We start from the raw sequence: 20,933 nt of genomic DNA, 5'->3' as shown, positions 1-20,933 counted from the left end.
TTGTTCTTCGTTACGCGTTACGTTTGTCCTCCTTTGCTTATGTAGTCGTCTTATCCGTTGCAGATATGGTAATCGCTTACAATTTTGATTGTACTATAGCCTATGCTCTCTAAATCTAGTAGTTTCCATCATTTTTTTATGAGAATCGTACTTATTTAGTAGAGAAAGCAGATTGTCCAAATTGGCTCGTAACAATACAAAAAGTCCGAGAAGCCGCAGCCCCTCGAACCTTTTTATCAGGAAATTACAACACAAAGGGAGGATTGCTCACTAAACCTCGATCTTATACTCTCTCTGTAATAGTCCATATATCTCTAAGTCCACGATTCCTTTGCCCGACCAGAGCGATGCTTGCCGCAGCGTCCCTTCCTTGATGAAGCCATTCTTCAGCAGCACCCGCTTCGAGCGTTCATTTGTAGGCATAACTTCGGCTTGAATTCGGTTTACATCCACGTCCTCGAACAAGAACTTCACAACAATTCGCGTCGCTTCCGCAGCAATGCCTTGCCCCCACTCCGTTTCTGCCAAGAAGTACCCGATCGTCACCATATTCACCTTCTGATTGAAGTCGAACGCTTCCATGATGCCTACCACTCTCTTGCTGTCCTCATTGGTGAATATCCCCCATTTGATGCGCGACCTCTTATTGAAGTCTCTCTCAAAATGCCCGATCATGTTCTTGACGGTCGCCTTGTTATGCTTCGGAATAATGCCGCAATATTCAAAAACGGTATCGTTGCTGTAAATGTCATAGACCTCTTCCAGATGATGCTCTTCGACTTTCTTCAACGTAAGTGTGTCCGACTTCAGTATCGGAAATTGCCCAAACACGGCGTCCAGGTTCATCGTATCACCGCTCCATATTTCCAGCTTAATCGTATTCGTCGTATGATCGTAACATCACTGCCTTGACCTTGACCGTCTTGTTCCACCTTTTAAGCTTTTTAGCATGTAATCCCGTGTAGATGTGGATTGCTTGTCAGCAACCGCTGCACCCTGTCTAGGGTATCTGGCCCCATTGGAATACCCCCATTGCGATACAAAAGTATCCATCTGAGACATGCCAGCGCTTGGAACATATCAAGCTCCTCTTGCTGGATATCATTTATAGCTAAATACGTATTACGAAACACTTCGGCAAAGTGCTCCGGTATATAGATCTGCTGGAGCGTGAGCGACCAAGCGAAATCATACCTTGCATCTCCCAATTGCACATTGGTCCAGTCGATGACCGTTAATTGTCCCGCCTTCTCAACGAGATTGCCAAGATGATAGTCCCCGTGGATGATTCGCTCATGCTTCGGTGCTGCCAGCTCGACCAATTGCTCTAGGAGAGGATGCAGATCCGAATGCGCCTGCATACCTGGGAAGAAATATTCGCTGAAATCATGCCGCGGCAGTTGTATCTGAGTATGGAATTCTTCTGGAGAAATGCGGTGTACGCGGTCTAATAGATTCGCAATCTCCTTTATAGTCTGATCATTGCCATCACGCAACGGCTCGCCATCGAAGGTAGTCAGCAGCACATTGTCACCGTTCGCATTTATCCCCCAACCGAATGGCTTCGATACGGATACTCCCTGCGCATGCAGCAAATTGAGAGACTGGTATTGCAGACGAATATCCGGTTTGGAATCTCTGCTCCATATTTTCAGCACATAGCTGTCCGTATCGGTTACCACCTTAACGGTCTCTGCTTCCATACCTTGCATCAAGGAAGTGATCGTAATCGCACCCGCTTGCTGCAGAATGCGATCAAGATGCTGATGCTTGTCCCTCCACTCTATTGCTGCCAGATCATGCTCATGGTGCTTGTGCTTATGTTCATGTTCCATCATACCTTCATACCGCCCCTCTGTTTATGCTTCTCATGCTCTTTGACGAATCGGAATATGTAAATCCACTCTGCACTTGCCTTCCTTATCCTGCTTGGGATCGTTCAGGCACAGTTCAAAACATGGTCGATCATCAGCCTCATAACCACTGCTTGGCAGCCACAGCCTGAACATCGTCTCGTATGCGAGAACGAAATTCGGGACGGTATCGTAATACGAATAGACCGCATACCTACCACCAGGCAGGGTTCCATATGAGATGTCCTTGTGTTCCTGCTTGGTGAATCCTGGCGGCAGCGTGACACAAGCATCGTAACGGCAGGCATACTCCTCAACCTCGTTACTATCGTCTAACGACACGCCAATGAACCTCTGTTGCCCTATGGCACTCCCCTGCTCTCGTACCCAGTTTCCCAACTTGTCCCAAGCACCTCGTGTATCCAAATAACTCCCAACATGCCGCACATACGCCACTTCTACATCCGGAAGCTCCTTGATCACAATCATGTTCTCCCACGCTCTCTGCAGCAATGGATGTCTGCGACTTCTATTGTAGTCTGGAGAGAAAGATAACTCTTCTTGCTTATTGCTATGATTTGCTGACAAATTGCGATTTTCCCGAATTGTATGCTGAAGCGTATCTCGCAGCTTGCTCCTGACCGCGCTCGGCGTGCTTCCATAGTGCTTCTTGAAGACAGCATTGAAGGTGGAAATAGACTCGAAACCGCACAGACTTGAGATGTCCAGTATGGTGTGATCCGTTTGCTCCAATAAGTGAATTGCCTTCTGCAAGCGCTCTTGATTCACAAATGCCATAGGCGTTATGCCGACATGCGCCGCAAAGACTCTCGTAAAATGATATTTGGAAAAGTTCGCAATGCTGGCAAGCTGATCGAGACTAAGCTTCTGATGGCTGTTTTCTTTTATATAGGAGATGATCTTATCGATTCTGGATTGATAGCCATTGTTCATTGGAAAAATCCCTCTATCTGCTAGGTTCTAATAGGATTTCGATTCTTCTTGAAAGGGAACAAAAAGCCGCCGTCATTGACGGCTTGACTTCTCCGTCAAATCAAGTGGCTGAGCAACGCAAAGATTCATACCAGTCACGGAAAATTATAGTTATGGTTATCATTTTATCGCACCAAGCCGCGTTAGCCTACAAACGAATTTATCACCAACCCGTAAGGTTGATTTACATTTCCTCCATTAAACTCTCCCACCCGTACAGGGGACGTTGGAGTAGAAATATCCTGCCAGTTATACGGCTGCGTCTCCAGTAGTCCGAGTGCTGGCATATTGGGATCTCCCGCGATCAAGAAGAAGTCATCTAACCCCGCAGGCTGCACAGCAGACTTCGCAAAGGGCCCCGTCCCAGCACCGCCCGTATCCTCAAAAAGCTCAATTCTCGCCTCCATCGCATTGTCGGCAAAGGCATTGAGAAACAAGTTGAACGAGACACTTGCACCCGCAGGAATCAAAAATGGTGTAGAAGCTGCTGCAAAAGCCGACGTCTGGCCCTCAGATACCGGCAGCTTCCATACGTATTCCGGATTGGGAACACCCCCGAAAGGAGAATAGGCTTGCAGGCTGTTATCATTATCGTACTTCTCCAATAATGGCCATGCCACAGGAGCTAGGGTGCGGGCTACTTTGTCAGCATTCGTGCCTGTACCGTTGGCCGCATTCAGCGCAGCTTGATCTATGTTCGTACCCACAAAGACAGAAGTCGCATTGCTGACCAGCCTTTGAAACGCTTCTATGGACATGTCATCACCTTTTTGTGAGAAGATAGGAGGTACAAGAGAGTGTAAGGGACGCCCGGTTGCAAACGCTACTCCCCTTATACTTAGTACCGCTTACAGCATGGATTCCCCGTTAAATGCTTCATCTGTAATTTGTCCTCCTATCCTATGAACCTATGGGTGAAGCTGCTTGTGCGAATGCCATTGTGATGATTATTGCATGCCAACCTGATCGAAGTAGGACTCTCCATTTTTCGACAAAAATAGTATAGAAATTCAACCAGATGTCAATTTGCCATTTACTTCATCTTCATTTATACTAAAAACCAACAGAAACTTAAATAAATTGTCAATTCAGGAAGGATTTCGAATTGTTATGCTGAATTACTAAATAAGGAGGATTCGACATGACAAGCAATCTTCATGTAGCTCCGATGGAACTCCGCCACAGGTTACAAGATGAATTGAGCATAAGGGGGTGGAAGCAGAAAGAGTTAGCAGAGGCATCCGGCATCGACAGTTCAACCATTAGTTACATTTTCAACAACAAGCAATCACTTATGCTGCCTCAGCTCCACGCGATCAATCACGCATTCGGATTACCAATAGACACCTTCTATGAAGAATTCATAGGAGAATGCTGCAACGAACTGGGCCGATTGCGGCCTGATAAGACAAGCGATTTTATTCTCCACTGTATTGAAGTAGAAAAGTATGACCTGGTCAAGCAGCTAGTACAACTCCTCTATGAAGAAACCAATCGTTCCAAACTGATCGACACCGCCTTCAAAATCGCCGAACGCATCTTCCAGTCACCGAAACGCAACTACTCACTCCCGTTCTACGACATCATCATTCGCAATGGATACAGCCGCAGCGAGAAAATAGCCATCTCCTACTTCAGAAGATTCCTCATCTTGAGAGACTTGGATACGAGCGGAGCCGGCAACGAAGCCTTATGCCAGCTGATTGAATATCTGCCTATACTCCCTGATTCACTGAGGCTCGACGCCTATTATCGCATACTTACATATTACAATGTCGTAGAGAACTGGGCAAAGCTGCTCCAGTATGCCAAGGAATTGCGCGCTATTGCGTTTGAGGAAGGACAAGATGATTATATAGCAGAGAGCTGGTTGTACGAGTCTGTGGCTTTGAAAGGCATGAAAAACTATGAAGGTGCATTAAATTCTACTCGTCAATATGCCGTTTATGGTGACCATTACGCATTTCTTTCTAAATGCAACGAGCTTTACATTTCCATCGAGATGAAGAAGACAGAACCAATTGAGGAGCTTATGGGGCTTTTGAATAGTGATCAAAAACTCTTGGTACTCCCTGTCGCATTGGATAGCTATGTTAGTAATGATGCGTTTCAAGACGCTGCTGTGTATTTGGAACAACATAATACCTACATAGACATTCTATTATCTATGGAAGACCCCTTCCACGTAAAGCACAAGTTACGTCTTACACAAGCGTTGGCACAGTATTATTTCAAAACAGCTCAGCATGAATTGGGTTTTAACTTTAACGCCCTATCATTGGAATTGGCACTTAAACTCAAAAATATGCAGTATGTTGGTATGTCTGTTCTTCTCTTTCAAGAGTATGAGATACATGCTTCTGAAGAACACAAAGGTCGTTTCACACACATTCTATTAAATGAGGTGGATTCAAATGAAGAAAGTACTAGTCACGATCTCCATGGCTCTTTTCTTGTTCGGTTCTACAGGGTTATCTTTGGAAGTGAGCGCGGATAATATCGGGTCAGGATGGTCTCCTGTTGACAGTAATACCGGGACAAGCCTGCTTTTAAGTGACATCGGGACAGGATGGTCGCCAATGAATAGTGATGATCCTGAGTGGTCTATGTCATTCAGTGACATTGGAACAGGGTGGTAAGCAGCATCGGCTCGGGATGGAGCCCGTTGGGAAGCGTTGTAGAAGTATAGGAATGTTGTATAAATTCAAGGTAATACAGGATAGCAACTCTTGAGTTCAAGGGTTGCTATCCTATTTTGTTCAGTGATCAAAGGTACCCAATCTGGCACATAATAATAGAGAGCAACTTAAGTGGGAAAAATGACACCCAATATATAACCATCCTTCGTTTGGATAACAACTAGAAGTTTATCGCCATCCTTTACCCTGAATATTTTATCGCCCTTGCGAATTTCATAGGTACGAGTGGCCTCCGGATACACAACATCTCCATCAGTTACGGGCTTCTCAACGATTTCATGAACCTCACCGATTTGTTCGCCTAAATTCTCTTTCGGGAAATTATCTCTGGTTTTCAGACTGTAGAGCTTATCATCTATATATAAATAACCAATAACCTCATCAAATACCTTTGTAAAATCAACTCCTTCTACAGCATCTTTTTTAGTACAACTAATAAGTAATACGCATGAAAGCGTGATGATGAAAAGTTTTACTGATTTCATACACAGCCCTCCTTTATGTAGAAAATTACTAAACTGCGTAATATTAAGGTATAGGTTCAAAACATACAGATAGCGACTCTTGAGTTCAAGGGTCGCTTTCTTAATTAGGATAATATCCAAAATATCAAGAGTATCTAGGGATTAGAATCCATCCAATGGAAGAGCCGCATGGCATATCATCTTACTACACCAATTGGAACATCATCGTCATCGCTGAGAACGAATTGGCCAATCCGTGCATCATCCAGCTTGGAATAATCGATCCTCCTGCTAATCTCTCGTTTATGTACCCCATAAACCAGCCAATTAAAGCAGTAAATAACGTTATGATAACAGCATTGATAATTCCGGTTCTTGAAAAAAACATAACTCCGTGCAAACAACCAAACAATAACGCCTGAACCGTGTTCCCTGTTGCAAATCCAAACGCAGAAATCAATCTCTTCCCGATAAAACCTCTGAATAAAATTTCCTCAGATAAACCGGTCTGTACGAAAGCATACAACAAAGCCGCAGCTATACCTGAAACGCCTACTCCATAAAATTGCGATGCAGCAACATCGGTGTCATTAGTGAAAAACAAAATAATTATCCACCCAAGAGATATGAACAAGAGAAGCGCTAAGAAGAACAGGATGAAAAAGCTGTTTCTTTTCTCGATAACAGGAAGTTTACATCCAATCCATTCAAAAAAAGACTGCTTCATTCTGGCGAATAGGAACCAACATACCAGTGGAATTACACTAAATAAGATTACTTGAATAAGTGATGAAACCAACATGGGAACAGTCATCTCTTATTACTCCTCTCCCTTGTACTCTAAAATGTCGCCAGGCTGGCAATCAAGGACTTTACAAATCGCATCAAGTGTAGAGAAACGAATCGCACTTATTTTCCCCGTTTTTATATTCGAGAGATTAACATTTGATATTCCTACCTTAGCCGCAAGCTCGTTCAGAGATATCTTACGGTCTGCCATCACACGGTCCAGCCTCAAAACAATAGCCATAATACACACATCCTTACAGAGTTTCATCGGATTGCTGTTGCAGCATTCTACCATAATCGAATATTTGAGCTAGACAAAAGAATACGACCGCGACCAAAATATAAAACAGCTCAAACGACACATTAACCCTTGCCGCTGGCGTGACCATTTGAATCATTGCTATTTCAACAAATCCAGGAATAATGGCGATCCCAGCTATGAGCAAGGATATCCGTTTCAAACGCTTCATATGCTTGGCAACAAACGGTGTATAGTCCTTACTAATATCCTTAAATATCCGCCCGGCAATAAATAGTATCACCATGATTAGACATAGCCTCACTACACCCCCACTGAATGTAATAATTAGATCGGATTTGGCGTAATCACTATGGTCGGTATGTAAGAATATAGAGCTCATAGTGTTTATTGCTGCTGGAATTTCATCTCCTGACATCTGAGAAAGCCATAGGATTGCGACAATTTCCACAATCGTTACTAGCAACAGCATGATACACAGCATTCGTAAACAAACAGCCAATATTTTGCTCGTTTTCTGAATTTTAAGGGTGCTCATATGTTTCCTGCTCCTTTATTATGATGACTAGAGCATAACAGGAAAATATATGTATTTCAATAATAATTTAATGTTTATCGTTAAGTTATTATTGATATTTAACAACTAATACTTATGAAAGGATTTAATCATGTCACGAATTAAACTAATCATAGTCTCTATTTTTTTCATTCGAAGTCAAAGAAAACGCATTGTTCGCTGTTTCTACTTTAGGTCCTCCCCTCCAAAATTCACTTGCGAATTTTAGACGATGTTTGCGGATTGTGGGATTTGTAAGCGGTACCAACCTTGCTACAATAGACACACAACGCAATGAACATTGCTCAAGGGGGAATAAACAAATGAAAAGGCTTTCTTTGATGCTAGCGGCTTGCATGATGTTTGTCGGAGTGTTAAGCGGTTGTGGCGGCAGTGAATCGGATTCGGGTTCATCCAATAAATTGGTCATTTACAGTCCGAACAGCGAAGAAATCATCAAGACGATCATCCCAATGTTTGAAAAGAAAACAGGCATTACGGTTGAGCTCGTAACAGCTGGTACAGGGGAGATTGTTAAGCGTCTACAGTCTGAAAAGAAAAATCCTTACGCGGACGTTATGTTCGGCGGCTCCATGGCGGGCTACCGCGAGCATGCTGACCTGTATGAGCCTTACGTATCTCCAGAAGATGCGAACTTGATTGAAGGCCATCGCAATAAGACAGGGTTCGCAACTCCGTTTGTTTCAGACGGCAGCGTGCTGCTCGTGAACAAGAACCTGATCGGCGATATCAAAATTGAGGGTTATGAAGATTTGCTCAATCCGAAGCTGAAAGGCAAAATTGCATCCGCTGACCCGGCAAGCTCCAGCTCCGCCTTCGCTCAGCTTACGAACATGCTGAAAGCAATGGGCGGCGACTATGAGAATCAAAAAGGCTGGGATTATGTCAGCAAGCTGATCGAGAACCTCGACGGTAAAATTGCAAGCGGCTCTGGTGCAGTTCATAAGAGTGTCGCAGACGGCGAGTACATCGTTGGCTTGACATACGAAGATCCTTCTAGCACATATGTCAGAAACGGTGCACCGGTAGAAGTCGTGTATCCGAAGGAAGGCGCCGTATTCTTGGATGCAGCATCCGCCATTATTAAAGACGCACCTCATATGGAAAATGCGAAGAAGTTCATCGACTTCATCCTGTCCAAGGAAGCGCAAGACGCATTCGGCACACAATTGACGAACCGTCCGCTTCGCAAAGATACACAGCTCGGCGACTACATGACGCCACTCGATAAGATCAACATGATTGACGAAGATACAGACTACGTAAGTGCACATAAATCCGAAATCGTAGAGCGTTACATCTCTGTATTCACAAGCAAATAATCGGTTTTCAGAATCAAAATATGCGTGTCAAAAAGTCCGGTTCTCAGCACCACTTTTGATTATCGGACTTTTTGACTACCTATAAAAAGGTTAGGTGACAACAATGAGCGTAACAATAAAAATAAAAGACCTAGTCAAAAAATACGGTGATACGACCGTCATTCCAGAGTTGTCCTTGGAGATCAAGAAAGGCGAATTCTTCACGCTTCTCGGTCCTTCCGGGTGCGGCAAAACGACACTTCTGCGCATGATTGCTGGCTTCAACAGCATTGAAGGCGGAACAATCAACTTCAATGAGCGCGTCATTAATCAGGTTGAGCCAGGCAAGCGGAATATCGGGATGGTGTTCCAGAGCTATGCGATCTTCCCTCACCTTACCGTTAAGGGAAATATTGCGTTCGGTCTAGAGAACCGCAAGTTGTCCAAGGCCGAAATCAACGACAAAGTAGAAGATATCCTCAAGGTCGTACAAATCGAGCAATATAAAGATCGCATGCCGAAGAACCTGTCCGGTGGCCAACAGCAGCGCGTCGCACTTGCCCGTGCAATCGTCATCCACCCGGATGTACTGCTCATGGACGAACCGTTGTCCAACCTTGATGCGAAGCTCCGTGTCGATATGCGGAATGCGATTAAGGAAATTCAACGCGAAGTCGGCATTACAACGGTGTATGTAACACACGATCAGGAAGAGGCTATGGCCGTATCCGATCGCATCGCCGTTATGAAGTCGGGCGTCATTCAGCACTTGGGCACACCGCAGGAAATCTATCAACGCCCAGCCAACGTGTTCGTAGCTACATTCATCGGCCGCACGAACATTATCGAAGGCAGCTTAACGCGTCAGGGCGACAGCTATAAGGTGAACTTCGGTTCCGGCTATGCTGAGGAGCTTCCTAACATTCAGCTTCCGGCTTCAGCGAAGCAAAATGAATTGAATGTCAAAATCTCGGTTCGCCCAGAGGAATTCGTCATTACTGAGGATCAGACTGGTATGAAGGCAACCATCGTACACAGCGTCTTTTTGGGACAGAACACGCATTACTTCGTCGATCTGGAATCCGGGCAGCGCGTAGAAATTACACAGGAATCGAAGACAACACAGATTCTTGATCCTGGCCAAGTCGTCCATTTGAAGGTGAAAAAGGAAAAAATCAATGTATACGATGCTGCAGGTGAATTGAACTATACAAGGGGCGGTCAACTATGAGGGGGACGCGCAAACGATTTGACGTCTGGACTAACATTTCGTTCCTGATATTTGGTTTCTATCTTTTGTTCCTAGCCTTGCCTTTGTTTACGATGCTGTTCAAAAGCTTTTTCAACGGTACAACAGGCGATTTCTCACTCGCCTACTTCGTGAAGTTTTTCAGCAAGCCGTATTACACCAATGCACTATTCAACAGTATTAAAGTTACCGTCAGCGTAACCGCCCTTGCGGCGCTCATCGCAACACCACTAGCCTATATAATGGCTACTGTTAAGATTAAAGGGGACTCAACGATTCGGATTTTGATTCTGCTCTCGTCCATGTCGGCCCCGTTCATCGGAGCTTACTCTTGGATTCTCCTACTCGGAAGAAACGGCGTCATTACCAAATTCGTCAGCAATACATTTGGCTTCCAAATGCCTGACATATATGGCTTTACCGGTATATTAGTTGTCTTGACCCTGCAAATGGTGCCTCTCATCTTCATGTACGTATCCGGGGCACTCAAAAATGTGGACCAATCACTTATGGAAGCGGCAGAGAGCATGGGCTACAAGGGCATCAACAAGATGCGCAAGGTACTGCTCCCGCTCATCACACCAACCCTGCTCGCAGGCGGGCTGCTCGTATTCATGCGCGCGCTGGCCGACTTCGGTACGCCGATGCTGATCGGTGAAGGCTACAAGACCGTTCCTGTCCTGATCTTTACTGAGTTCATCAGTGAAGTCGGCGGCGACGACGGCTTTGCTGCTGCAATCAGTGTCATCGTTGTATTGTTCGCAACAGCAGTCTTCCTGATGCAAAAGTTTATAGCCAACCGCAAGTCCATCACAATGAGTGCATTGCATCCGCTTGAAGCGAAGAAGAAAAAAGGCATCGGCAACATCGCGGCGCATGCTGTCATCTATCTGTATACGTTAATCGCGCTGCTGCCGCAATTGTACGTCATCTATACTTCATTCTTGAAATCGAACGGCCGCGTCTTCGTTGATGGCTTCTCACTGCAAAGCTATCAGAATGCTTTCAGTAGCATCGGTGGTGTCATTACGAACACGTTCATCCTGGCTATCGTGTCGCTCGTCATCATTATCCTGCTTGCGATTCTGATTGCTTACGTAACCGTTCGCAGAAAGAATGCATTAACGAACACAATCGATATTTTCACGATGTTCCCTTACATCGTTCCTGGTTCTATCTTGGGTATCGCCTTGTTGATTACGTTCAACGATAAGCCGCTGGCACTGAGCGGAACAGCATTCATTATGATTATCTCGTTCGTCATCCGTCGGTTGCCTTATACGATTCGTTCCAGTGCAGCCATTTTGCATCAAATTAACGGCGGTATTGAGGAAGCCGCAATCAGCTTGGGCGCTTCTCAGATGAAGACATTCTTCAAGATTACACTGCCGATGATGCTCGCGGGCGTTGTCTCTGGTGCAATTCTAAGCTGGATCACAATCATTACTGAATTAAGTACCTCGATCATCTTGTATACAGGTAAGACGAAGACCGTTACGGTTGCTATTTATACCGAGGTTATTCGCGGCAACTATGGCGTGGCAGCAGCACTATCTACAATCCTAACCGTTATCACAGTCATATCGCTGCTCGTCTTCCTGAAGTTGTCCGGACAAAAAGAAGTCTCCCTATAAGAGAGGACGTTCTAAAAGTCCAACTTTGATCACGAAGTTACACAGGAAGTAACTCGGTGCTGAAAACCAAACTTCTTGAACAACATATTTGAATGCATCATCCACACCAAGTCGGTACCTCTTCTGGAGGGCCGGCTTGGTTGTATTTGGATGATCTTCTTTCAACAGCGAACCAGTATAATATGGAATGAAAGGGCTTACCGACACTGGAGGGAGACATGGAACAGAAGAAGATTCGCACCTTCAAGGAGTCAACCCGTCACTTATTTCAGCTGTATGCGGTGATTCCGTTTTTGATTTTGATCGCGCTGTTTTTCATCTTTACGATCATTAATGGAAGGATGAATTTGACGCAAAAAACGACGGAGGCCGCCGAGTCGATCAGTAAATCTATGGCGGAGGTGTTTCAACAGTATCACGAGGAAATCAACCGGATGGCTATCTCACCTGCCGTGACGAAATATGTGACTACACGCTTAGGCAGCGACAAGGTGTATTCCGAATTCTATGACTTCAATAATCGGCAAAAAGTGAAGAGCATATTCCATATCGTCGACACGGACGGCATCTTCCGAGCCAGCTCCGATTCGCCGGATGCACTATACAACAGCTTCGCCTTCGGCAATCTCATCAACCGGATTGAACAGAAATCCGGCAACACGCTGACTGAAATGAACAGCTTCCGCTATTCCCATGATCGCGACACAAGCTACACGTTCGGCAAAGCGATCGTCAAGGGCAAGCAGACGATTGGCTATATCATCTACCAGCTCTACGAATCTGACATGCAGAAGCTCATTTTCGAACAAAACAATGAGATTGCGATGATCACGGACGAGCATAACACGATCATTGCCACCACCAGCAATGTCACCAAGGGCGTATTGAACAAATTCAGTCCTAAGCTGGACAAGCAAGGACATGTTCTGTTGAACGACGGTACGTACTACATGTATACCAAGCGCATACCAGGCACACCGATTCAGGTGGTCACGCTCAATTCCTACAAGTCAGAGCAATACACCTACTACACGGTGTCTATCTTTATTCTCGCTGCCAGCCTGCTGCTGTGGGTTATTATTCATTTCCTATCGAACAAAATGTCTGCCCGCAATTCTGAATCGGTCGATAAATTAATTCTGGCCTTGGCCCAGCTGCGCGAAGGGAATTTCAACGGCTATGTCGATATTCACACGAATGATGAGTTCGAGATACTCGGCGATGAGTACAATGTGATGCTGGATCGGTTGAAGGAATTGATGATGAAAAATAAAGAGCTGTCTGAGCTGCGCACGATTATCGAGGTCAAGCAGCTGCAATCGCAGTTCCATCCGCATTTCATTTTCAACGTATTAGAGACGCTGCGGTACGCCATTAAGATGGACGCCAATCAAGCGCAGCAAATCGTTATGCTGCTGTCGAGACTGCTGCGATACAGCATCGGCAATGATCGGAGCGTTCAGCTGAAGGATGACATGAATTATGTGCGTGATTATTTGAAACTGCAGCAAATCCGCTTCAATGAGCGGTTGGAATACCGAATTACCGTCGAAGAGGAAACCAATCATGTATACGTACCTAAGCTGCTGCTGCAGCCAATCATTGAAAACGCTATCAAGTATGGTTATCAAAATCAAAGCAATGTGCTTATCGAAATCCGCATCTACCCTTCTGACGGGAAGCTGATGCTGGAGGTATGCGACAACGGACAAGGCATGGACGCGGAGACACTGCTGAAGGTGAACCGAATCCTACACAGCCAAAACAATACGACACAGCATATCGGGCTCTACAATGTTCACCGCCGCTTAGTGCTGCTCTACGGCGAGGAATCCGGCATCCACATCAACAGCAAGCAAGGGACTGGCACTTGTATAACACTAACAATTCCTTACGAATGGAGTGAAGGCGATGTTCAAGATTCTGCTAGTTGAAGACGAAGATATGATACGCAGAGGCATACGTTTCAGCATCGATTGGCTGCAGTATGATTGCATCGTGATAGAAGAAGCATTGAACGGACAGGACGGTTATGAGAAAATTTGCGAGCTGAAGCCGGATATCGTCATCACGGATATTAACATGCCCATTATGGACGGCATCTCCATGATTCGCGAGGGTTTGCAGCAGCATACGTTCAGCAGCATTATTATTTCCGGCTATAATGAGTTCCATCTTGCCAAGCAGGCGCTGCAATTAGGGGTAACCGAATTCCTCGTGAAGCCGCTGGAGGATGATCAATTGATCGCCGCCCTAGAATCGGCCAAGACGAAGGTCGATTTGCAGCGCAAATATGAGGTCATTTCGAATCATCCGCAAGAAACCGAAGAGATACTGAACAGCAAATTTATGGAGAAAGAAACGAAAACTTCGAAGTATGTATCGCAAATGATCGCGTACGTGCAGGAGAATTATGCGAAGAAAATCAGCATCCACGATCTTGTGGAGCAGCTCGACTTGAGTGCCTACTACTTGAATCAGAAATTCAAAGCTGAGACGAGCTATACGTTCAATGAGTTCCTGAACCGCTATCGCATTCAAAAGTCAATCGACCTGCTGAAATCAGGCGACAACAAAGTTTACAACATTGCTCACGATATCGGCTTCAGCGACTACAAGTACTTCATCAGCATTTTCAAAAAGTACGCCCACGTCACGCCGAGCCAGTATCAAGAATTCTATGGCAGTTAGGCTGAATCAAAGAATGACGAATAACAAGCAAAGAAGCAGCGCATGCCGTTCTTACAGGCACGCGCTGCTTCTCTTCCACTCAGGAGAGAGTGATTCAGCCAGCTCGGAATTGCTACGTGCAAACCATGCTAGAAAAAGAGGTGTTCTCTCATTTTTTCATTTAGATGTTGTAATCACATTTTGAAAATTGCTGATGACTCTAATAAAAGTGCACGTTTCTGTCTAACGAACCATACCCTTTATCCTTTATTACTTACTGCTTGTGCTCTTTGCGCCATCCGACTTTGGCCCATTCGCTTTTTTAGTACCTTTGCTTGTGTAAGGTTTTGGTTTGTTTTTTGCTCTTCTTTCACTAGCTTGCCATCTAGTCCAACCCTTTTTATCCGTTCCTCTACCTGTTCCGCCCTTACCCTTAGCTTTGCTCATATAATCACTCCACGATTGTTTGTATATAGAGTTCCCTGTACCTGGGTGGTTTTAATCCTTAATCCTTAATTTGCGACCTAAGAGCTAACTATATCAAAGCTAAGCATTAGAATCAAAGTTCTCTCGCCATTGAAATATATGGAAGTGATACGTAATAATAACCCTGTCAAAGGTAGTTCTTATTTCATAGCCTGCCAACTTTTAAAATCATGAACAGCAAATCCAGCATAGCTCATATAGCGTGTTAATTGGTTATGGGCGGCTTGCAATTCCTTCTCCATCGCTTCATTGCTCATGGAATAGAACGATGTCCGCGGACCCTCCGAACTTTTTACGGTCTCCACGGCAATGACAATTTTCTTTTTCAGCGTGGAAGCTTCTCTCAGCATCGCCTGCGCATTTTCCACGATCCCATTTTTGCCTAACGCATGATTGCGATAATTCATGATTACCAGGCAATCGAATTTTTCCAAAAGCCATGCGCTCATGCTGTAATCCGTCCCCGGCACTTTGATCGTATTCAGCCAATACGGAACGTCCATCGTAATTTTGAGATCGTTCTCCTTGGTTTCCTTCTCGATCAGTCGCAAGTTGTCCATCCAGCCTTCCAAAAGCACCTTATTGTCTTTCTTCCATTCGCTTAAGCGGTAAGGCTCGATATCGAAATGTAGTCCCGCAAACCTTGCCTCCGCTTCGACGGACGCATTGTAGGCGTTGACCCAAGCAATGAATTTTTTTATTTTATCCTGGTTTTTCTTATAAGCCCATTCGGGTCGTCCCTCTAGTGCCTCTACTTGAATCCCCTGTTCCTTGGCGCTGCGAACAAAGCTTTCATAGATCGCCGGGGCCATATCAGTATTAATTTGAAGGTAGATGGTAGTCACATTGCGCTCTTTAGCCAAGCTTATCGCCTTGTCTGAATCCCTTACGATCACTTGGCTGTCCCATATCCATGTCCCCTTCGGCACATTGCTGACGGCCGTCATGATGCTGACCTGATTCTGCTTCGGCTGCCATTCCACTTGAGCATGAAAGGCCTCGCTAATGAAGCGCAGCGGAACCATGGTGCGTCCGTTTTTGACCAGAGCGCCCCCACCGAATGTTACGGTTTCCCCGTTTACAATGGCATGATTTTCTCCAAGCCCCAGCGCAATCGTATCATTTTTATAGGTAAATAGGATCTGGTTCTGCGGCCTGTTCCACTTCACTGTTGCGCCAAGCTTCTCGGACACGAACTTGGCAGGAACCATAGTCAGGTTGGTAGCAGCGTCCACATAAGGGAGTTCGTCCGGGAAGGCTACTTCCCTTCCATCCACCTCGACTCGAAGTGAAGAAGCATAGACGTTAGGAATATTGAATCCAACACTCATCCCTATACATATAACTGTCATGTACAAAAGCAATCTCTTCATATGATATATGACCTCGGCTTTTCTCTTTGTAGTTCTGACATACAAGGAGATTATAAAGTGCAGAGCAATTGGCAACAAGACCCATTTCTGTATGGTGCATATCACCTAAGGTCCTAGGATTGAAGTTGAATTTGTGATTGGGATACAATGAGGAAATCTATTACCTTGCTAGGAGGCGTACATATGGTACCGCAACGAGTAAGTCTTCTCACGATTGGCGCATATCATCTGCCTTCCCTGAGAGCCTTTTATCAGCGGTTAGGATGGGCAGAAACGGAAATAAGTTCGGATGAATATGCCGTATTCAAGACGTCAGGGGTTATTCTCTCACTGTTCCCAATTGAGAAGCTGGCGGAAGATGCAGGAGTTGAAGTGCCGAAGCAGACAAATGTATTCCGTGGAGTCACGTTCGCTATCAATGTCGATGCCCCTGAACAAGTCGATTCCACCATTGAGCAAATTAGACTTGCAGGTGCACGCATTCTCCGCGAACCGAGCGATGCCTTCTGGGGAGGAAGAATTGCTTACTTCGCAGATCCGGAGAACAACTATTGGGAAGTCGCTTGGAATCCAGATTCCGTGTTTGACGAGCGAGGGGCAATGTTGACCTTTTAAAAGAATCAAGGAGTTCATCAGCGGATGAACTCCTTTTTTACTAGCTTTTATGGGGACTGATAATGATGCAGGACGCTATCAATACCTTCATCATTTCATTAAAGGATGAATCCTAAATTGGCAACCACTTACTCATAGTATCCTTCTGTTGACTTACGAAATCCCTTAAACTGATTGGCATCATGCCCGTACCATACTTGGGAGTTTGTTCGTGTGGCAAGCGTGCGGATACGATCTACCGTATTCCGGTATCCAACCGAGTCATACAGATTGCCTGGCGGTCTCACCGGTGGACCATAGCTCTCCGCCGTATAAATGGTATCGGAAGCAAGGATGATCCCACCCGTTTCCGGCATGTTGATATGCAAGCCCAGCATGCCCCAAGCATGCCCGCTTCCGAAGTTCAGCAGCGTAATGCCCTCGGCCAATTCCAGTTGATCCTCTGTCCGCTTGATCGTTTTCCACTGTAGGTTATTCTTGATCCAAGCATCGATGTCGGCCCATATGTAGCCCCCTTCTTTTTCGTTGCGGGCATACGTTTGCAGAGCTCCGTTCAGTTCGTCCTCGTGAACGATAATGGTCGCGTTCGTAAACAATTCCAAACATCCTGCATGATCCAAATGCAAATGAGAAGCCACGACATATTTGATATCCTGAGGAGATACGTTCAACTGTTCCAGTCGATTATGCAGATAACATTCCTCACTGGCTTTCCACGGAAAAAGCATTTGTATCGATTCAGCCCACCGGCCCTCCTTGCCCATTCCATTCGGATTGCAAGCTGTATCGAACAAAATCTTGCCTTCTGGATGATCAATTAACACCGTATAGACAGGAAACTCCACAAATTCGGTCGCCGCATTCGGATTCAGAACCGTAGCCGGATTATGCATGGCAAGCAACCAGTTCTTATCCATGCTCATACGGCCATTATCCATCACATACAGCTTAGGACGAGCCTTGATCACATTTGTCATCTTCATTTCCTCCCATTAAACAGCTAAGTTTTCACCTACATGTGTTTTCATTCGAAGTCCCTATTACTTTATGACTAAGAATGACGCCTATTCCGTTGATATAGACATACAATAATATATTTTATAAACTAAAATTACAAAAGTAGGCACTTTTTGGTGTCCAGGATACTTCAAGGTGCATAGGAGGGAGATCATTTGACATCTTCACCCACAACAAAGCACCCTGACATCTCGTTGGCAGGGTGCGGCTATAGCAGAGTACTTGAAATCATTTCGAACAAATGGACTTCACTCGTCATTTATGCATTGGAGAACGGAAGCATCCGATATGGGGAAATGGGAAGGAGAATCGAGGGGATCTCCAAAAAAATGCTGACGCAGACAGTACGGAAGCTGGAACGGGATGGGCTGGTTCAACGACATATTACACCAACCGTGCCTCCAGCCGTTGAATACTCGCTAACGCCCCTAGGCGAATCCTTGCTTCAGCCAATGAAAGAGCTGAGGCAATGGGCAAGGGCTCATTATGCAAGTGTCGAAGCGTCAAGAGCTGCGTATGATCTGGCGAATGAAAAAGCCCCTCAATCTTAAATTAAAGTTATCTAAATTATTGCTGGAAGATTCGTAGGATAAAGATATGAAAAAACAAGCATAATGACATTCCATCTCCTTCGGAATATCATTATGCTTGCTCTTTGTTAGTACCCTTACCCTTTAACAGCAGACATTTCTCGATGACCCGTTCAAGTAGTTCTGCCGTTGTTTCTCATAAATCTGCGTCTTTAATGAAAATAATCTTAATTCCTATGATCTGACTTTGCCCATTGACAGCATAATACGCCGCATACGCTCCATCTCCGAATCCAGTACGAGATACGACGCCGCCATCCAGCACACCAGCCTCTTCACCGCTCTCTGTAATATCGCAGCAAGCGTAATACCATTCGCTATCCGTATCATTTGATCCTGTATTATCTGCATTGGCATCCGGAATTCGATACTTGATAACGTCAAAGATTCCAGCCTGTCCGCTATCTACGCCTACAATGAAGTTCCCTTTCACCCATTCAAGGGTCTCCAGCTTATCGGCAATCGAGCTATGACAAGCAATGAGCTTGGCACAAGCTTCTCCCCAATCTTGAACCTCCGTCTTGCTTACATATGCGCTCCATGCTCCATTCAGCACATCGTCCAGCACACCCATAATGATCGTATTCTCATTCAAGTCGTAGCATGGATCGGATACAACCAGTTTCCCGGAGGTGATTTCAAATTGCCCTAATGATTTGTACATCGTTTCTCCTCCCTCAAATTCCTCTGTATGTATATTGTTATTACGTCATATATTCGATACTTGATAGGCGTATCCTTTTCAAAAGAAAATGAGGAAATCTCAGTTGGAGATTAACTCTTTCGTCCTTTCTATTCCTTCTTTTTTCTCCTCTTATGCAACCTAAACACAAAGAACCCGAGAGGAGCACGCTTTATCGTGTCACCACTCGGGTTCTTAGGCTTGCAGCCTTCATGTATGCAATACTATTGGAATGTCGTAATAATTAGCCAGATATTAAGAATCGTTAACACTACGGAAGTGACCCAGGCGAGAATAACGACCCATAATTTATTTTTAAATTCGCCCATCAGTTTCTCATCGCTCGTAAAGAGGGTCAAAGGAATGATGGAAAACGGCAATGCGACGCTTAGAAATACTTGCGAATAGATCAATAATTTCTCGACTACAGATTCCGTACTCCCGAACACCAGGATACATACTACGACGGGAATAATGGCAACAAGACGAGTAATCATCCGTCTAGCCCACATCGGCATTTTCATATGAATGAAGCCTTCCATAATGATCTGCCCGGATAAGGTTCCTGTAATCGTTGAATTTTGGCCTGACGCAAGCAGGGCGACGGCAAACAGTACGCTCAGTACAGGGCTGGCAATCGCACCGACAATCGAGCTGTCATTCAATGCACGGTATAACTGCCCCAGTGTATCCAAGGAGCCACTGTAACCGAAGAACAAGGATGCACCTAGAATAAGCAGTAAGCAGTTCACCACAAACGCGACAGTTAGCTGTATATTGGAGTCGATCGTCGCAAATTTGACTGCTTCTTTGAGTGATTTCCGATCTCCACGATCATACTGGCGTGCCTGCACAATCGACGAATGCAAATATAAATTGTGCGGCATTACCGTGGCGCCAACGATGCCTAGCGCGATAAATAATGCCCCGTCATTAAAAACGATCTCCGTTCTTGGGATGAATCCTCCAAGCATTTGAGCCACATTCGGCTGAGCAATAATGACTTCATACAGAAAAACAACAAGAATCGTTGCAATCAAGGTAACGACGATGGCTTCAATTTTCCGAAAACCAAACCGTGCTAATATCAATAGTAAAAATACATCAAGTACGGTAATAAATACACCGACGAGCAAAGGAATATTGAACAATAAATTCAGTGCCACCGCACTACCAATAACCTCAGCTATATCTGTAGCCATAATGGCCAGCTCTGTAATCATCCATAAGGCAAAGCCCCATTTTTTGCCCGTTTTCAACCGGGTTACTTGCGCCAAGTCCATTCCGGTTACAATTCCTAACTTCGCAGACATGCTCTGCAATAGCATGGCAATCAGACTGGAGATGAGAATGACCGACAACAGCAAATAACCAAACTGCGCCCCACCCGCAATGGAGGTAACCCAGTTACCAGGATCCATGTATCCTACTGCGACTAATGCACCCGGCCCTGAATAAGCTAGCAGCTTCCTCCAGAAACCTGCATCCTGAGGTATCGGAACCGTATTATTTATTTCCTCTAAGCTTGAGCCATTTTGTGTTTTGTGAAAGAATCTGCCTTTTCCTGACTCCATAATCAGCCCACCTTTTTTCCACTCCCAAAAATGTTTCTCTATATCAACTTTTAATCATTTTATACCTTTTTCTGAAAATTTCAAGTGTTAGACATGCTTCCTGCCACT

Annotated in this window: 21 protein-coding genes; 8 read left to right on the top strand and 13 right to left on the bottom strand. The window is 45.1% G+C overall.

The features are described 5' to 3' along the window. Window positions 1-270: 270 nt before the first annotated feature. From RQP50_RS23870 to RQP50_RS23855, 4 genes are all read right to left on the bottom strand, one after another. Window positions 271-846 (bottom strand): GNAT family N-acetyltransferase, encoded by a 576-nt coding sequence (locus RQP50_RS23870; RefSeq protein WP_315746964.1) that lies wholly within the window; start codon window positions 844-846, stop codon window positions 271-273. Between the two features lie 98 nt (window positions 847-944). Continuing rightward, window positions 945-1,838 (bottom strand): aminoglycoside phosphotransferase family protein, encoded by an 894-nt coding sequence (locus RQP50_RS23865; protein ID WP_315746963.1) that lies wholly within the window; start codon window positions 1,836-1,838, stop codon window positions 945-947. Between the two features lie 30 nt (window positions 1,839-1,868). Further along, window positions 1,869-2,807, bottom strand: a complete 939-nt coding sequence (locus RQP50_RS23860; RefSeq protein ID WP_315746962.1) for an AraC family transcriptional regulator — start codon at window positions 2,805-2,807, stop codon at window positions 1,869-1,871. A gap of 182 nt (window positions 2,808-2,989) precedes the next feature. Further along, the gene (locus RQP50_RS23855) at window positions 2,990-3,604 is read right to left on the bottom strand and encodes a hypothetical protein (protein ID WP_315746961.1); all 615 of its coding nucleotides are present in this window, start codon (window positions 3,602-3,604) and stop codon (window positions 2,990-2,992) included. Between the two features lie 383 nt (window positions 3,605-3,987). On the opposite strand from RQP50_RS23855, the gene RQP50_RS23850 reads away from it, so the two are divergent. After that, window positions 3,988-5,343 (top strand): helix-turn-helix domain-containing protein, encoded by a 1,356-nt coding sequence (locus tag RQP50_RS23850; protein WP_315746960.1) that lies wholly within the window; start codon window positions 3,988-3,990, stop codon window positions 5,341-5,343. A gap of 309 nt (window positions 5,344-5,652) precedes the next feature. On the opposite strand, the gene RQP50_RS23845 is transcribed toward RQP50_RS23850, so the two are convergent. The 4 genes from RQP50_RS23845 to RQP50_RS23830 form a co-directional block, all read right to left on the bottom strand. After that, window positions 5,653-6,030 carry a hypothetical protein gene (locus RQP50_RS23845; protein WP_315746959.1) on the bottom strand — a complete coding sequence of 126 codons (378 nt, stop codon included), beginning with the start codon at window positions 6,028-6,030 and terminating at the stop codon, window positions 5,653-5,655. 184 nt (window positions 6,031-6,214) lie between these two features. After that, complete coding sequence (locus tag RQP50_RS23840; RefSeq protein WP_315746958.1) at window positions 6,215-6,823, bottom strand: CPBP family intramembrane glutamic endopeptidase; 609 nt, start codon at window positions 6,821-6,823, stop codon at window positions 6,215-6,217. Window positions 6,824-6,829: 6 nt separating this feature from the next. Continuing rightward, complete coding sequence (locus RQP50_RS23835; protein ID WP_044353654.1) at window positions 6,830-7,039, bottom strand: helix-turn-helix domain-containing protein; 210 nt, start codon at window positions 7,037-7,039, stop codon at window positions 6,830-6,832. A gap of 13 nt (window positions 7,040-7,052) precedes the next feature. Then, window positions 7,053-7,595: a DUF2975 domain-containing protein gene (locus tag RQP50_RS23830; RefSeq protein WP_315746957.1), complete on the bottom strand. Its 543-nt coding sequence runs from the start codon at window positions 7,593-7,595 to the stop codon at window positions 7,053-7,055. Between the two features lie 341 nt (window positions 7,596-7,936). Here RQP50_RS23830 and RQP50_RS23825 point away from each other — a divergent pair, with 341 nt between their 5' ends. From RQP50_RS23825 to RQP50_RS23805, 5 genes are all read left to right on the top strand, one after another. Continuing rightward, window positions 7,937-8,956 (top strand): ABC transporter substrate-binding protein, encoded by a 1,020-nt coding sequence (locus tag RQP50_RS23825; RefSeq protein ID WP_021255468.1) that lies wholly within the window; start codon window positions 7,937-7,939, stop codon window positions 8,954-8,956. A gap of 103 nt (window positions 8,957-9,059) precedes the next feature. After that, a complete protein-coding gene (locus tag RQP50_RS23820) occupies window positions 9,060-10,166 on the top strand; it encodes an ABC transporter ATP-binding protein (protein WP_065292493.1) in 1,107 nt (368 codons plus the stop codon). Next, the gene (locus tag RQP50_RS23815) at window positions 10,163-11,818 is read left to right on the top strand and encodes an ABC transporter permease (protein WP_021261118.1); all 1,656 of its coding nucleotides are present in this window, start codon (window positions 10,163-10,165) and stop codon (window positions 11,816-11,818) included. The genes RQP50_RS23820 and RQP50_RS23815 overlap by 4 nt, the downstream gene beginning before the upstream one ends. Before the next feature lie 218 nt (window positions 11,819-12,036). Next, window positions 12,037-13,752 carry a sensor histidine kinase gene (locus RQP50_RS23810; protein ID WP_315746956.1) on the top strand — a complete coding sequence of 572 codons (1,716 nt, stop codon included), beginning with the start codon at window positions 12,037-12,039 and terminating at the stop codon, window positions 13,750-13,752. Then, window positions 13,730-14,509 carry a response regulator transcription factor gene (locus tag RQP50_RS23805; RefSeq protein WP_315746955.1) on the top strand — a complete coding sequence of 260 codons (780 nt, stop codon included), beginning with the start codon at window positions 13,730-13,732 and terminating at the stop codon, window positions 14,507-14,509. The genes RQP50_RS23810 and RQP50_RS23805 overlap by 23 nt, the downstream gene beginning before the upstream one ends. 249 nt (window positions 14,510-14,758) lie before the next feature. On the opposite strand, the gene RQP50_RS23800 is transcribed toward RQP50_RS23805, so the two are convergent. Both RQP50_RS23800 and RQP50_RS23795 read right to left on the bottom strand, forming a co-directional pair. Then, entirely contained in the window at window positions 14,759-14,935 is a 177-nt protein-coding gene (locus RQP50_RS23800; protein ID WP_072730031.1) for a DUF3934 family protein, read from the bottom strand. Between the two features lie 179 nt (window positions 14,936-15,114). Continuing rightward, entirely contained in the window at window positions 15,115-16,347 is a 1,233-nt protein-coding gene (locus RQP50_RS23795; RefSeq protein WP_315746954.1) for a copper amine oxidase N-terminal domain-containing protein, read from the bottom strand. 183 nt (window positions 16,348-16,530) lie between these two features. Here RQP50_RS23795 and RQP50_RS23790 point away from each other — a divergent pair, with 183 nt between their 5' ends. Further along, window positions 16,531-16,962 carry a VOC family protein gene (locus RQP50_RS23790; protein ID WP_072730029.1) on the top strand — a complete coding sequence of 144 codons (432 nt, stop codon included), beginning with the start codon at window positions 16,531-16,533 and terminating at the stop codon, window positions 16,960-16,962. Window positions 16,963-17,090: 128 nt separating this feature from the next. Here the strand turns inward: RQP50_RS23790 and ahlS are convergent, their stop codons facing one another. After that, entirely contained in the window at window positions 17,091-17,939 is an 849-nt protein-coding gene (gene ahlS / locus RQP50_RS23785) for an AhlS family quorum-quenching N-acyl homoserine lactonase (protein ID WP_072730028.1), read from the bottom strand. A 195-nt stretch (window positions 17,940-18,134) separates the two neighbouring features. Here ahlS and RQP50_RS23780 point away from each other — a divergent pair, with 195 nt between their 5' ends. Then, the gene (locus RQP50_RS23780) at window positions 18,135-18,530 is read left to right on the top strand and encodes a winged helix-turn-helix transcriptional regulator (RefSeq protein ID WP_315746953.1); all 396 of its coding nucleotides are present in this window, start codon (window positions 18,135-18,137) and stop codon (window positions 18,528-18,530) included. Window positions 18,531-18,705: 175 nt separating this feature from the next. On the opposite strand, the gene RQP50_RS23775 is transcribed toward RQP50_RS23780, so the two are convergent. Further along, a complete protein-coding gene (locus tag RQP50_RS23775) occupies window positions 18,706-19,233 on the bottom strand; it encodes a DUF4241 domain-containing protein (protein ID WP_315746952.1) in 528 nt (175 codons plus the stop codon). Window positions 19,234-19,475: 242 nt separating this feature from the next. Further along, on the bottom strand, window positions 19,476-20,825 hold the full coding sequence (locus RQP50_RS23770; protein ID WP_315746951.1) for an Nramp family divalent metal transporter: 1,350 nt from the start codon (window positions 20,823-20,825) through the stop codon (window positions 19,476-19,478). Window positions 20,826-20,933 lie beyond the last annotated feature (108 nt).

The organism is Paenibacillus suaedae (genome assembly GCF_032337355.1).
GTDB classification, from domain to species: domain Bacteria; phylum Bacillota; class Bacilli; order Paenibacillales; family Paenibacillaceae; genus Paenibacillus_B; species Paenibacillus_B suaedae.
The sequence above is the reverse complement of the archived record's forward strand: the minus strand, read 5'-3'. Positions and strand labels throughout refer to the sequence as shown.